At 63.4% G+C, this 12,286-nt stretch carries 20 protein-coding genes and 1 tRNA gene; all 21 read left to right on the top strand.

Features of this window, described 5'->3' with window-relative positions; genetic code table 11:
- Window positions 1–124: 124 nt before the first annotated feature.
- The gene (locus ACSBPH_RS01775; RefSeq protein ID WP_442575906.1) at window positions 125–502 is read left to right on the top strand and encodes a hypothetical protein; all 378 of its coding nucleotides are present in this window, start codon (window positions 125–127) and stop codon (window positions 500–502) included.
- The gene (locus tag ACSBPH_RS01770) at window positions 499–636 is read left to right on the top strand and encodes a hypothetical protein (RefSeq protein ID WP_442575905.1); all 138 of its coding nucleotides are present in this window, start codon (window positions 499–501) and stop codon (window positions 634–636) included. Before ACSBPH_RS01775 ends, ACSBPH_RS01770 begins: the two co-directional genes overlap by 4 nt.
- Entirely contained in the window at window positions 636–815 is a 180-nt protein-coding gene (locus ACSBPH_RS01765) for a hypothetical protein (protein ID WP_442575904.1), read from the top strand. Before ACSBPH_RS01770 ends, ACSBPH_RS01765 begins: the two co-directional genes overlap by 1 nt.
- Window positions 815–1,075, top strand: a complete 261-nt coding sequence (locus tag ACSBPH_RS01760) for a hypothetical protein (protein ID WP_442575903.1) — start codon at window positions 815–817, stop codon at window positions 1,073–1,075. Before ACSBPH_RS01765 ends, ACSBPH_RS01760 begins: the two co-directional genes overlap by 1 nt.
- A gap of 528 nt (window positions 1,076–1,603) precedes the next feature.
- Window positions 1,604–1,711: transfer RNA gene (locus tag ACSBPH_RS01755), tRNA-OTHER, on the top strand.
- Window positions 1,712–2,066: 355 nt separating this feature from the next.
- On the top strand, window positions 2,067–3,065 hold the full coding sequence (locus ACSBPH_RS01750; protein WP_442575902.1) for a DNA-methyltransferase: 999 nt from the start codon (window positions 2,067–2,069) through the stop codon (window positions 3,063–3,065).
- A 178-nt stretch (window positions 3,066–3,243) separates the two neighbouring features.
- Complete coding sequence (locus ACSBPH_RS01745) at window positions 3,244–4,212, top strand: AAA family ATPase (RefSeq protein ID WP_442575901.1); 969 nt, start codon at window positions 3,244–3,246, stop codon at window positions 4,210–4,212.
- Between the two features lie 178 nt (window positions 4,213–4,390).
- A complete protein-coding gene (locus tag ACSBPH_RS01740) occupies window positions 4,391–5,068 on the top strand; it encodes a DNA-methyltransferase (RefSeq protein ID WP_442575900.1) in 678 nt (225 codons plus the stop codon).
- A 195-nt stretch (window positions 5,069–5,263) separates the two neighbouring features.
- Complete coding sequence (locus tag ACSBPH_RS01735; protein ID WP_442575899.1) at window positions 5,264–5,521, top strand: hypothetical protein; 258 nt, start codon at window positions 5,264–5,266, stop codon at window positions 5,519–5,521.
- Window positions 5,522–5,876: 355 nt separating this feature from the next.
- Window positions 5,877–6,392: a hypothetical protein gene (locus ACSBPH_RS01730; RefSeq protein WP_442575898.1), complete on the top strand. Its 516-nt coding sequence runs from the start codon at window positions 5,877–5,879 to the stop codon at window positions 6,390–6,392.
- A 200-nt stretch (window positions 6,393–6,592) separates the two neighbouring features.
- Complete coding sequence (locus ACSBPH_RS01725; RefSeq protein WP_442575897.1) at window positions 6,593–6,964, top strand: hypothetical protein; 372 nt, start codon at window positions 6,593–6,595, stop codon at window positions 6,962–6,964.
- Between the two features lie 158 nt (window positions 6,965–7,122).
- Window positions 7,123–7,632: an HNH endonuclease gene (locus tag ACSBPH_RS01720; RefSeq protein ID WP_442575896.1), complete on the top strand. Its 510-nt coding sequence runs from the start codon at window positions 7,123–7,125 to the stop codon at window positions 7,630–7,632.
- An 84-nt stretch (window positions 7,633–7,716) separates the two neighbouring features.
- Window positions 7,717–7,941, top strand: a complete 225-nt coding sequence (locus ACSBPH_RS01715) for a hypothetical protein (RefSeq protein ID WP_442575895.1) — start codon at window positions 7,717–7,719, stop codon at window positions 7,939–7,941.
- A 164-nt stretch (window positions 7,942–8,105) separates the two neighbouring features.
- Window positions 8,106–8,822: a hypothetical protein gene (locus ACSBPH_RS01710; protein ID WP_442575894.1), complete on the top strand. Its 717-nt coding sequence runs from the start codon at window positions 8,106–8,108 to the stop codon at window positions 8,820–8,822.
- Window positions 8,823–8,840: 18 nt separating this feature from the next.
- A complete protein-coding gene (locus ACSBPH_RS01705) occupies window positions 8,841–9,062 on the top strand; it encodes a WhiB family transcriptional regulator (RefSeq protein WP_442575893.1) in 222 nt (73 codons plus the stop codon).
- Between the two features lie 167 nt (window positions 9,063–9,229).
- A complete protein-coding gene (locus tag ACSBPH_RS01700; protein WP_442575892.1) occupies window positions 9,230–9,427 on the top strand; it encodes a hypothetical protein in 198 nt (65 codons plus the stop codon).
- Window positions 9,424–10,137 carry a hypothetical protein gene (locus ACSBPH_RS01695; RefSeq protein ID WP_442575891.1) on the top strand — a complete coding sequence of 238 codons (714 nt, stop codon included), beginning with the start codon at window positions 9,424–9,426 and terminating at the stop codon, window positions 10,135–10,137. Before ACSBPH_RS01700 ends, ACSBPH_RS01695 begins: the two co-directional genes overlap by 4 nt.
- Before the next feature lie 145 nt (window positions 10,138–10,282).
- Window positions 10,283–10,438, top strand: a complete 156-nt coding sequence (locus ACSBPH_RS01690) for a hypothetical protein (protein ID WP_442575890.1) — start codon at window positions 10,283–10,285, stop codon at window positions 10,436–10,438.
- The gene (locus tag ACSBPH_RS01685) at window positions 10,438–10,695 is read left to right on the top strand and encodes a hypothetical protein (RefSeq protein WP_442575889.1); all 258 of its coding nucleotides are present in this window, start codon (window positions 10,438–10,440) and stop codon (window positions 10,693–10,695) included. The genes ACSBPH_RS01690 and ACSBPH_RS01685 overlap by 1 nt, the downstream gene beginning before the upstream one ends.
- Window positions 10,696–10,893: 198 nt before the next feature.
- On the top strand, window positions 10,894–11,511 hold the full coding sequence (locus ACSBPH_RS01680; protein ID WP_442575888.1) for a DUF7341 domain-containing protein: 618 nt from the start codon (window positions 10,894–10,896) through the stop codon (window positions 11,509–11,511).
- Window positions 11,508–11,756, top strand: a complete 249-nt coding sequence (locus ACSBPH_RS01675; RefSeq protein ID WP_442575887.1) for a hypothetical protein — start codon at window positions 11,508–11,510, stop codon at window positions 11,754–11,756. Before ACSBPH_RS01680 ends, ACSBPH_RS01675 begins: the two co-directional genes overlap by 4 nt.
- The last annotated feature ends 530 nt before the right edge of the window (window positions 11,757–12,286 follow it).

The following is a 12,286-nucleotide window of genomic DNA, read 5'->3' as shown; positions in this document are numbered from 1 at the left end:
CCCTGATCGTCGCGGGGATCGCCACCCTTCACACGGCCCCCGCGGGAGGGTTCCTCCTACTCGTTACGGGGATTGTCGCGGGACTCCTGCGAGTCATGGATGAAGCCAAAGGAGGAGTGCGGTGATGTTCTCGAGTAAGACCCCCCGCGACCTGAACCGCGACCCCGAGCCGTGGAAAGTGTGGCTGGAAACGCCCTACGCGATGCACGGGCACCGCGAGTGGCGTGGCGCGGCCGACGACTGGGATGACGCGCTCGTGAGGGCAGAGGACGCGTACCCACGGTTCCAAGCCTATTCGGCGATTTGCATGCCCCGCCCCGAGTACGACCACCCCCAGCACAACGAACCGAACGGCATCCTCGTTGAGTTCCGCTCGAACGACGACACTCGTGATCCGATCGACTGGCTGCGCTACAGCGAGGCCGCATACTTCGGCCCTACCGCCCACATCGACCACGCCCGCCGCGTCCTCACCCGCCTCGCCCGGGTGGGTGTGTCGTGAATGCTTCTGATGCTTTCCGGGCTTACCTCACCACCCTCACCGAAGAAGGCGTGCACCTCACCCCTGAGCAGGTGGACGCCGCACAGGTCGATTTCATGGCCGGATGGACCGCACGAGAAGAGGAGGAACGGTGATGGGCAACTTCGTTTATGACGCCGAGAACGTCGGGGTTTACGACCGAAGCAGCGGGCGCACTGCGCTGTTCGGAAGCGAGGCGACCGCGCGCGTTGCGATCTCTCGGCTGGAAGAACACTGGAACGTTGGCGGGCTCCTCTGGTCCGACACCCACTATGGCGACCCGGAGTCGCGCTGATGGATGTTCAGGATCTTCGGCCCGGTGACCACCTCTGGCTCTGCTACACGGGCTACGACAACGGCCCCGTCACCGATCAGCACCTCGTCAAGTTCGCGGGGTGGGACGACCACGGCATCAACATCATCCACCGGGGAGGTGGGGACGATTACGTGAAGTGGGTTGAGGTGGGCCGGTATCTCGCTCATCCGTCTACGGATGGGGCTGTGAGTAGGCCGGGAGAGGAACGACTCCCCACCACCATCCCCGAACCCGAATAGCGCATCCGCGCACTGGCCCCCGCCGCGGTCACACGTGGTGGGTGGCACTAATCGTCGCGCCCGCGTGACGTGCCCTAGCCCGCCAATGGCGGAGGGATGAACAGCACTCGCAGGAGTAACAGCCCCCGAGAGGGGGACAGCCCAGGAACCACGACTCCCGGCTATGAGGACTGCGAGCGAAGCAACACCCATCGCTAAGCGTTTTGCTGGCGCTGCATCCAGGTTCCATGTGGGGGATGCACTGCTGCGGTGGCACAGATTTCTTTGATTCGGGAGCTATGCGTTCACCCTTCCTCATGCGTTCTGCGGGGTGAGTCGGCACACGGACGGTAGGTGCGTAGAGGCGCGCCTGAGACCGTCCAGGAACGGCCCGGATCGGCGCTGACGCTCTTAGCCGGGGTTGGACTCCCCGGAGCGCGCAATGCGACGCACTGGCTCTGGACATATCCGGGGCTCATCCCGGCCGGGTGTGCGTCGCAGAAGTCCAGGCGGACTGCGTAACGGCCCACTGTGGGGCGGCCTGGCAAGGGTGCCGTGTTCTAGCGGCCGAAGATGCGGATATCTCAGGGTTCGAATCCCGGCGCGCAAGCGCGTGGCAGAGACTCAGCGACCCCGGTTCGAATCCGGGCGGCACCCCTCATATCAGGCGAAAGGCAGGTGTCGTGATGGATCCCGTTGAGTGTGCTTACCGTGCCGTCGCCACCACCCGGGCAGCGGTCATCGAAGCGGAAAACACGGGCGACCCCGCAACCCTCACAAGGGCCTTGTACGCACGCCAATGCGCTGAAGACCGACTCGCCAGGGTCATCGAAGTCGACAACCAAATCAGGAGAAATTCGTGATGCCTGACGAGTTCGAGGGGGTTGTTGGGTATTGCCCCACCTGCCGGATGGACCGACCCGTGACGGGTGCGCCGGTCTGCTTCTGGTGCGAAACCGACCTCCTCTTCGACAGCGACCCCACCGAAGACCCCAAGTATTGGAGCTACTAAGTGAGCCTGTACTACCAGGACGATTCGGTGACGCTCTACCAGGGGCGATGCGAAGACATCCTCCCGACGCTCAGCCTCACCGGTTCCGTACACCTGATAACGGACCCACCCTATTTCCAGGTGAAAGACGCGGAGTGGGACAACCAGTGGTCGAGGGCCGCCGAGTTCCTGGACTGGATGGGCGAATGGTTGACCCTCGCTAAACCGTTGCTTTCGGCGGATGCGTCGGTGTGGGTGTTCGCTTCGCCCGAACTGACCTCGGCGGTTGAGTCGGTCGTCGCACGCGACTTCCGCGTCCTCAACTCAGTTCGGTGGGTGAAGGAGCAGGGCTGGCACAAGAAGGCCGAGCTCGACGCCATGCGATCCTTCCTGTCCCCGTGGGAGGGGATCGTGTTCGCAGAGCGGCTGGATGACGCTTACGGCGAGGCCGCGCTGGCATTGCACCGCAAGGTGTTCGCGCCGCTAGGCCGCTACCTACAGACGGAGTGGGAGCGTGCGGGGTGGAAGGCGGGCGCTGTTGGTAAGGCGCTCGGGTACGATTCGGCGCTTCCTGTGCGGTGGGCTGAGGGTTCGTCCCTCCCGACCGCTGACGCTTACCGTCGCCTTCGCGACCTCCTGAACGCTGGTGACTCGGCCGAATACCTTCGGCGCGAGTACGAAGACCTTCGGCGCGAGTACGAAGACCTTCGGCGTCCGTTCTCGATCCGGACGCGGGACCGCTCGACGGACGTGTGGTTCTTCGACAACGTGGCCCCGTATCCCGGTAAGCATCCGTGCGAGAAACCGTTCGGGTTGCTGACGCACATCATCGAGACAACGACCCGCCCCGGCGACACCGTTCTCGATTGCTTCGCCGGTTCCGGCGCGATCCTCGACGTCGCCCGTCAACTGGGGCGTAAGGCCGTGGGTATCGAGATGGACGCCCACTGGTGCAAGCAGGCCGCGAAACGCCTCGGCCAGCAGACCTTCGATTTCTCAGAGTTCAGGGGCATCCGGTGAACACTACGCCTCTCCCCACCGGCCCGATGCCCACCGAACACGACCAAGCAATGGACCGCCAATTCACTACCTGGCGGAACCAGGACCAGAAACGGGGCGGTGTGATGGCCCGTCACGCCTGGTACGCCGCGTGGCGTGCAGGCATCCAATACGCGAAAACCCACCCGGAGGTACTGCAATGACCCTCACCACCCGGAAACCCACAGGGATGCCGTCATGGCCGATCCTCCTCCTCGCCGGCAGAGAAAAAGCCGGGAAAACATGGGCCGCGATCACCGCATCCACTTCACCCCTCATCGGACGAACCCTCTACATCGGCATCGGTGAAGACGACCCCGACGAGTACGCCCTGATCCCCGGCGCGGACTTCGACATCGTCGTTCACGACGGAACCTATCCGGGCATCCTCGACGCGATTCAAGCCGCCGTCGCGGAACCCGTGGGGGAGAAGCCGACGCTCATCATCGTCGACTCCATGACCCGCTTGTGGAACCTCATCAGCGACAACATGCAGGAGATCGCGAACCGCAGGGCCAAGGGGCGGCGCAACAGCAACGGGGACTACACGGTCAGCACGGACCTGTGGAACACCGCCGCAACCCAGTGGCAGGACGTCATGGACGCTCTACGCCTCCACAACGGCCCCGTCATCGTCACCGCCCGACTCGACTCGGTAGCAGTGATGGAGAACGGGCAACCCACCACGCAGAAGGAGTGGAAGGTGCAGGCTCACAAGTCGCTCGTGTTCGACGCTTCCGCGATCATCGAAATGCGTGAGCGGGGGAAGTTCCTCATCACGGGTGTCAAGTCCGCGCGGATCCAGCTCGACGCTCCGAAGGCGTTCCCCGACTTCACCGTCGATCGGCTCTGGGCTGATCTTGGGCTGTCTGACGGTACTGGGGAGCGGACACACGCCACGGTCCACGCTGACCGGACCGGAGCGGAACCCGCCTCGACTCAGGAGCGGGTCGCGAAAGCCGCCACACTCATCGCCGCAGCCACCGATTCAGCGGCGCTCGACAAGCTTGAGGATTTGGCGAAGACGCGGGGTATCGCGGGGATCGCTGAGGTGAAGGCCGCGTTGGAGTCGAAGCGCGCCGAGCTCGGATCCTCCCTCACCGACCACTGGGCCACGCAGGAGTCGTGATGCTTCCTACTGTTACCCGCTTCCACCCGTCCGAACTGGACCCGGAGCCTTTCGAGCCGTGCTGGGTGGTGGAGGAGGACGAGGGTTTACGGGTTCATGATTCGTTCCCGTCCGCGCTGGCCGACGTCATGCAAATCATGACCCGGAGACGGATCAGCCGTCTCACGAGGGAGAACCGATGAGCCTCTACTACGAGGACGAATACGTGCAACTCCACCTCGGGGACGCGCTCAGAACCCCTGAGTGGCTATCGGCCGATGTGCTCGTCTCCGACGTGCCATACGGGATCGACTACAACTCTGGAAGTAGGCGGGACACGCTGGCTGCTTCCATCGCGGGGGACAAGGACACCACCGCTCGCGACGGCGTCATCGCTCAGTGGCGCGAAACTCACGGAGCGGACGCGCCCGCACTGATCTTCGGAACTTGGCGAATCCAGCGCCCCGAGGACACGCGGGCCCTGCTCGTGTGGGACACCAAGGGCGCACTAGGCATGGGTGATCTGTCGATCCCGTGGAAGCCCGCGCACCAGGAGGTTTACGTCCTCGGTCGCGGGTTTCACGGCAGGCGCTCGAGCGATGTCCTGGCGTGTGCGCCGGTCCAGTCGATGAGCGCCAACGGCCGCGTGCATCCGCACCAGAAGCCGGTAGCGCTCATGGAGGCACTGATCGAGAAGTGCCCTTTGGGTGTGATCGCGGATCCGTTTGCGGGTTCCGGGTCAACGCTCATCGCGGCTCGCAACCTCGGGCGCAAAGCAATCGGCGTCGAGCTCGAAGAGAAGTACTGCGAACTGATCGTGAGGCGCCTCTCGCAGCAGGCGTTCGACTTCTCCACTCTCGAAGGGGGCGTGGCGTGATTCTGAATCCGAGTCCGTTGAAGTACACCGTCCACCGTGACGACAACGACCTGAACTGGTACATCGAACCGCCCGCGATGGACCTATTCGTACACCGGGGACCGTTCCAACGCCACGCTGACGCGCTCGCACACGTCAACGCACACATCTTCATCAACAGCCTCCGACCCGGCGCTATCAGCGAGGAGGGATTCCATGTCGACTCTGCTGAATGAGGACACCATCCTCGACGAATCAATCCTCGACGGAGAACCCCTCTGCGAATCGGTCCTGTGCAGCCACTACATGGAGAAACCCGCCCACCCCGCACACGTGCGGGCACGGTTCGCATGCGGGAACTCGATGCTGTGGTGCACGGAACGGGTCGTGAGGAACATGCTCAGCAACACGATCTCCTGCTTCCTCTGCGGCACCGTACACACGAGCGCGTCCGTGAAGATCACGCCACTGTGACGGGTTTCAGCGCGAAGGTCAGAGCCCTCATCCTGCAACGGGACGAGGGCTGTGTTATCTGCGGCACCCAACACGGCGTCCTCCAAGTCCACCACCGCGCACCCCGCGGCATGGGTGGGGCGAAAGCCACATGGGTGAACCAGCCATCCAACGGGATCACGGTTTGCGCCGAAGACCACCGCCGCATTGAGGCGAACCGGGCTTGGGCTGAATCGCACGGGTACATCGTCCGCCGCGGCATCCAACTCCCCACCATGGTCCCGGTTTTGTATCGGGGGGTGTTGCGGTGGCTCACCGACCAAGGCCACGTCATCGACGTCCACCCCGAACCCGACTTCTGAAACGGAACACACCAATGGCCGAATACATCTCCGCGCTCATCGCGGACGCGCGGAACCTGGCGAAGACATCGCGGCTCATGAAGCACGGCGCACCCAGCCACGCCGACATGATCGACGACCTCGCTGATGCTCTCGAAGCTCAGGCCAAGCGCATCGCCGAACTCGATACGGCCCTGCATGGCAAGGGCGGCTGGGATGAGTGGATTGCCGAGCACGTCCGCGTGCAAGAAGAGCGTGACGACCTCGCCGGGACGCTGAGCGCGATCCGTTACCGCATGACTGGCGGGAACATCACTCTCGGGCGGGGGCTGACGCAGTTGGACTGTGAGCACGTTCTTGAGTCGATCAACGAAGCGCTCTCCGCTCCTGCTGATTCACCCAACCGAGCACGCGCCGAGAATCACGAATGGCGCTGGATCATCGCCGAGCGACCCGGCGAGGTAACGCTGACGTGCGACTGCTCGTCAGTCTGGAAGCACTTCCCGATTCCCGTCGGCATGACCATGATGCTCCCGCCTTGCCCTGAGTGACGATGCGGACACCGTCGACTCCCTGAACCGGGTACGCGCCGAAGCGTGGGACGAGGGCGCGAAGTGGTCCGCGGTCGAGATCAGCGGCAACGAACGGTTCGCCACGGAGGCGTGGATCACTCCCGGAGACAACCCGTACCGCGCTGAGGCTGACCGGATCGAACACACCAACCCGTGACCACACACGGAAGGAGAACCGAATGGCCGGACTGCCCTGGATCAGATGCGACACCAACGTAAACACCCACGACAAGATCCTCGAGCTCGTCGGCCTCGGAGCCAAAGGCAAATCAGCCGGATTCGTCTACTGGATGGCCCTCACATACAGCGGCGCCCACGACACCGGGGGACTCATCAAGAAAGCCGTCCTCCCGTTCGTTCACGGCACGCCGGCCGACGCTCGAGCACTCGTTGACGCGAGGCTTTGGGCGATCGTCGAAGGCGGATGGCAGATCGTGAACTACGGCACCCGCAATGTGGTCGGCGCTTCGCAGCAGGCCGTCGCGGACGCAATCAGGGCCGCGCAAATCGAGGGCGGCAAGAAAGGCGCCCACGAAAGATGGGATAGGTGAGGGGTTAGGTCGAATGTCGGTAAGGCATGGTAGACCCAATGGGTTACCTATCAAAACTTGACATGGGTCGTACCCTAACGAACGTACGGACGTACGAACGGAACGGACGACCACCAAGACCAGACAATCAATCTCACTTTCCTAATGCGGGAGCGGCTGTGGAAGAAGTGGAGTCACTCAAGCTCGGAGATGCGCTGGACACCGCGATCCAGACGTTCGGAGCCGTCTACGACCGTCAACCTGTGCTGAACAGGGAACCGCGCCCCAACCCGGAAAACAACCGCGAGCTGTGGGGAGCGCTCATGGCACGTGACGGGGGCAAGTGCTGGATGTGCCACCGCTCAGACGGGTTCATGGTCATCGACCACCTCACGCCACGCTCCGCATTCCGCGCCGATGAGATTCGCCTCGCCGACCGTTCCGACAACCTCGCTATCGCCTGCTGGGAGTGCAACACGGAGAAGGGCAACAGGCTCATCCCGTTCCGGCCACCGCTCCCCGTGGTCGTGATTTGCGTTGTCGACTGGAAAGCGTCGTTCGGTTGGACAGAGGAGGAATTGGTCTTCCACCTCGAGCGGTACTCCGACGAAACGATGCACGCCTTCTGCTGTCAGCACCGGTCGGCTGCGACAGTCCCGAAGAACTGGCCGATTATGGCGCTGCACTAGCGCCGGCCAGCCCGCTAACTCACAAAGCCGAGGTTCCCGATTCCGGGGGCCTCGGTTTTCTGTTGCCCCACAAGGAGAACCCTGATGACGATGAGTCGTCACGACCGGCTAATGGCGACCCGCCTCGAATCCATCATGGACCGCCACGAAGCCCGAGAAGCCCGAACCCTGCTCGAACTGAACCAGGCCGGGTTCCACCTCACCATCCCCCAAGCCCGTGACAGGCTCGCCGCGCAGCGACGGATGCCGTCAGTCCCGCAGCACGTTCTCGACGAGATCGTTGCTGAGCTCGCGAGGGCGCGGCGATGAGCGGACAGAAACCCACCCGCCCCGTCACGCAAACCTGCCGGTTCGATCATCCGCATCGTCACGGTTCTTCTCGCTGCTATCAGGGCGGGTGCGGGTGTGTGCCATGCCGTGACGGGAACACAATGCGGGTAACGGACTACCGGGCTCGGAAGAAAACCGAGGACGTGGACGCGCGTGTGCCCGCAGGTATAGACCTCGCCAATCACGTCAATGAACTCCGCGCCGCGGGGCTCCCCATCGGTGTGATAGCTGACCTCGCCGGGGTCGCGTACAAAGTGGTAGCGGACGTTTCTAAGAGACCTAACGTTCGTGTGCGGATCGTGTCGAGAGACGCCCTGTGGGGTGTGACGGCCGACATGTACAAGCGTCCGCGGATGCCGAGGAAGCAGATCCCGAACGTGGGTGTGAGCCGCCGGTTGAAGGCGCTCATGTACATGGGGTATCACGGCGCGGACCTCATGCGACGCATGGGGGTGGATGAGAGGTACATCACTCGGCTTGTGAATAGCGAGTGGGTGTATCAGTCGACGTTCGAGAAGGTTGCGGACCTTTACGACGAGCTGTGGTGTGTGCCGGCGCCGGATACGTATGGGGGGCGTCGTGCTGCGGCGCGTGCTCGACGCGAGGGGTGGGTTGGGCCGTTGGGGTGGGATGAGGAAACCATCGACGATCCCGCCGCGGAACCCGCCACAACCCGTGAGGTTCGCCCGAACGGTGCGGAACTACTCTCCGAGGTCGCTCACCTCCTCGAAGCGGGCGAGTCACCCGAACACGTCGCCAACATCCTCGGCCGGAAGTTGTCGACCATCACCCGCCTCGCCGACCGCCACGGCGAAAAGACCATCGCGTCCGCGTTCGCAGCTGCACTACGCGCCGCATAACAAGTTTGGAGAACCCTGATGGATGAAGCGTGGGACAAGAAAGCCAAATGCACGGACAACCCGGAAGTGATGTTCCCCAACCTCACTTTGAAGCATCAGGTGGATCGTGCGAAAGCGGTCTGTGTTGGATGCCCCGTGAAAGCGGAGTGTTTGGCTGACACCCCGGACTGGGACGAGTGGAGTGTGCGTGGCGGGACGACGCCGAGGGAGCGGGCGAAACACCAAGCAGGCGCAGCATGACTCGTTCTCATCGCACTGCCCGTCAAGCCGGAACCCAAATGGAGACATGGGTAGTCGACTACCTCCGAACCCACCTCGGGGATGACCGGATCGAACGACGCGCCCGCAACGGGAAGAACGACCGGGGCGACGTCACCGGAGTCCGCACCACCACAGGGGAACGAGTCGTGATCGAAGTGAAGAACACGAACCGGCTCGAACTGGGCGTGTGGATCAACGAAGCCGAAGTGGAGCGCGGGAACGACGACGCCGCAGTCTCCGCGATCGTCCACAAGCGCCGAGGGTTCGGGGAGACACGCATGGGTGAGCAGTACGTCACCATGCGCCTCCAAGACCTCGTCATTCTCCTGGGAGGATCGCCGTGAGACTGGGCTCGCAACTGGTGATGGGTGAGCGGTTGTCGGGCGGGTTGCTCGACCTGCTGCCACCCGAACCAGCCCCCACAACCGTTGGGCAGAAGGTCATCCTTCACCTGTGCGCGGACACCGGCTCGGATACCTGGCCGTACCGGTCTGACCCGAACTACAAGGTCATCACCATCGGCGAATCGGTGGGTGTCGAGAACTTCTCGCCCGCCCGCAAGGTTCACGGCGCCGGCGCGAATCCGGTGTGTACGCACTTCTCCACGCTCCGGCGTGGACCGGGCATCAAACCCAGTAACCCCGAGGACGGCATGTTCCTTGTGCGCGAGTGTCTGCGGGTTATCGAGGAGGCGGAGCCGGTGTGGTGGTGGCTGGAGAACCCCGCCACCGGGCGGCTGCGTGACTTCCTCGGCAAGCCCACGTTCGAGTATGAGCCGTGGCAGTTCGGGTCACCGTGGACGAAACGCACCGCACTGTGGGGGAACTTCACCCCACCCGAGCCGATCTTCAAGCGGTTCGAGGATGTCCCTCTGAACCCAGACATCTATGTCCGCCCCGGGCGCCGGCCGTCGATGGCATGGCTGCACAAGAGCGCCTTCAACCTGATCCCCGAGTTCCGTGACTCCGGGATGCCCGAACCGACAAGCGACATGGAGATGCGGTCCCTGTGTTCTCAGGGGTTCGCTCGCGCTTTCAAGGAGGCCAACCCGTGAATCCTTTGCCTGCTGAACCTCGGTGCGACGCATACGCCCGAGAGCACTTCCCGATTGACCGTGAGCCGCAACCCAGTGACGGCCCGGACTTCCACGCCGAACACGCGGCATGGGAAGCCCGACAGCGGAGCCGCAGGAGCGCCCCGTGAATCCCTTGTGGTGGTGGCTCATCGGCGGCGCCGTACTCCTCGGCATCATCGCCGCGCTCGTCGCCATCGGTGTCACCGCTCTCCTCCGAGCTGTCGCTGATGGCCTCCTGGAACCCGAACCCCTACCCAAAGACGAAGACGAGGACAACTGATGAGCGCCGTGCATGGAGCACAAACGAATCTCAACCTTTACGAGAACGGCGCGCAAGCCATTGCCGCCGCCATCAAACGCGAACGCAACACAACCATCGTCATCGGGGTCGACCAGGACAAGGGCGTACTCCTCATCGACATTGACACGCAGGCCGACATCTGTCGCGATGCGGCCGAGATGCAAGACCACCTCCGCCTCATCATCGAGGCGCTGAACGGACACGACCCGTTCGCGGAAACCGAAGGAGACAGTTGATGGCTTTTGTGAGTGTTGAGGGGACTGTGGCGTCTGAGTGAGCGTGATCCGAGGTTCGTGGATCACACGATCAACGAGGCTCGCGTGGAGGTCACCGCGCGGGCTGAGGCTGCGCCGGCTGAGGTGGGGGAGTCGGGGGGAGCGGACTCCTGGAACACCACCGACCCTGACCTGCCGTTCTGACCGAGGGGGGCGCAAGTGACTGAGTTGCTTGATGCTGTAGATGCGCTAACGAAACCCGTCATCCTGCACCACACGATCGCTGATTCCAGGTTTACCTGTATCGTCACCGACACGCCCCTGCTCACACGGTTGCAGGACGAGATCCGGTTCAGCCTGTCCCGGGAAGGGTCGAAAAGCCTCCCGAACCAGCGTGTCCCGTTGAACTCGGGCGCGTTGATGTTGTTCATGCGGATCAGTAGTCAGGTCACGGATTGGGCGAACGGTGCCGGGTCGGGGGTGGTGAAGGGTGACCCCGGCAGGACTCTCCGCGGCTGGTATGTCGCGTGGGTGCAGCAGGTGAGGGGGGACGGGGAGGTTGCGGCGAGGGTCCGCATCCTGCACGGGTGGGCAGCGGCTATCCGCCGCGAGCTCGACCCCCCCCGGATGAAAGACCTCCCCGACCCGTGCCCCGCGTGTGGGGCTGTGGAGTGGTGGAGGGACGGGGAACGCTACCCGAGACCCCTCGTCGTCGAATCACCCCGGAACCCGGAGAAGAACCTCATCGACGAATCAACCGCCACCTGTCGCGCGTGCGACAAACGGTGGGGAGCGCGAGAATTGGCATACGAACTCGAACAGAAGGCAGAGACATGACCGAGCGCATCGCGGTACCCGATGGCGGCATCTGGGTACGCCCGTCCCTCGAAAGGGACGACGAAGTCGGCCTCGGGTGGAAGCTCCGCCACGCACCCGACTCGCTGTCCCGCGCCGACCAGATCACTCTGGCTGAAATCGTGGACGCCTACGGGTATCTCCTAGTGCAGTCCACTACTGAACAGCGGAACCGTGTCTGCGCGGCCATTCGCCGACACATCCACCGGGAGCAGACCAATGACTGAGGCAGGGTAGCGCCTACTTGCGCTGTCGTGTACAATCTGATACTAGGTCGATTCGTCGCGCCAAAAACCAGATTTCTCCCCGTCGTCCTCACCGGATTGGCGGGGATTTTCGTTTCCCCCAAGTCTCCCCGTTAGTCGTTTGAGCGTGCGGCATAGGCGGGTTGAGAACGGCCGAGCCCAGGAGCCGGCCAGCATCCATAAACACGCCCCTCGCCGACGAGCGAACAGGAGCGTTACACGCGCGAGCCAGAGCCCAACCGGCTGCTGAGGCGCGCACGGGGCTGACAGGTTCGCCCGACACCCGAAGACGCCGTATCCACTCGGCGCACCTGCCAGGTATTCGGTGGTCGGTACTCCGGTTTCGATACCGGCAGCTCCACAATGCGAGGCGCGGTCGTCAGGCCTTCCTTCCTGGCGGGGCGGTAGTTGCAACCCTCGCAGAAGTCCCGAGGTCGTCGCCCGTAGGGGCACTTGGTAAGTACCGGAATCAACCGGATTGCACCTCTGGCACAAAGATGCTCACGCTATGC

This window comes from Microbacterium sp. F51-2R (assembly GCF_052180235.1).
GTDB lineage: Bacteria > Actinomycetota > Actinomycetes > Actinomycetales > Microbacteriaceae > Microbacterium.
This window is presented reverse-complemented; position numbering and strand designations above follow the sequence as displayed.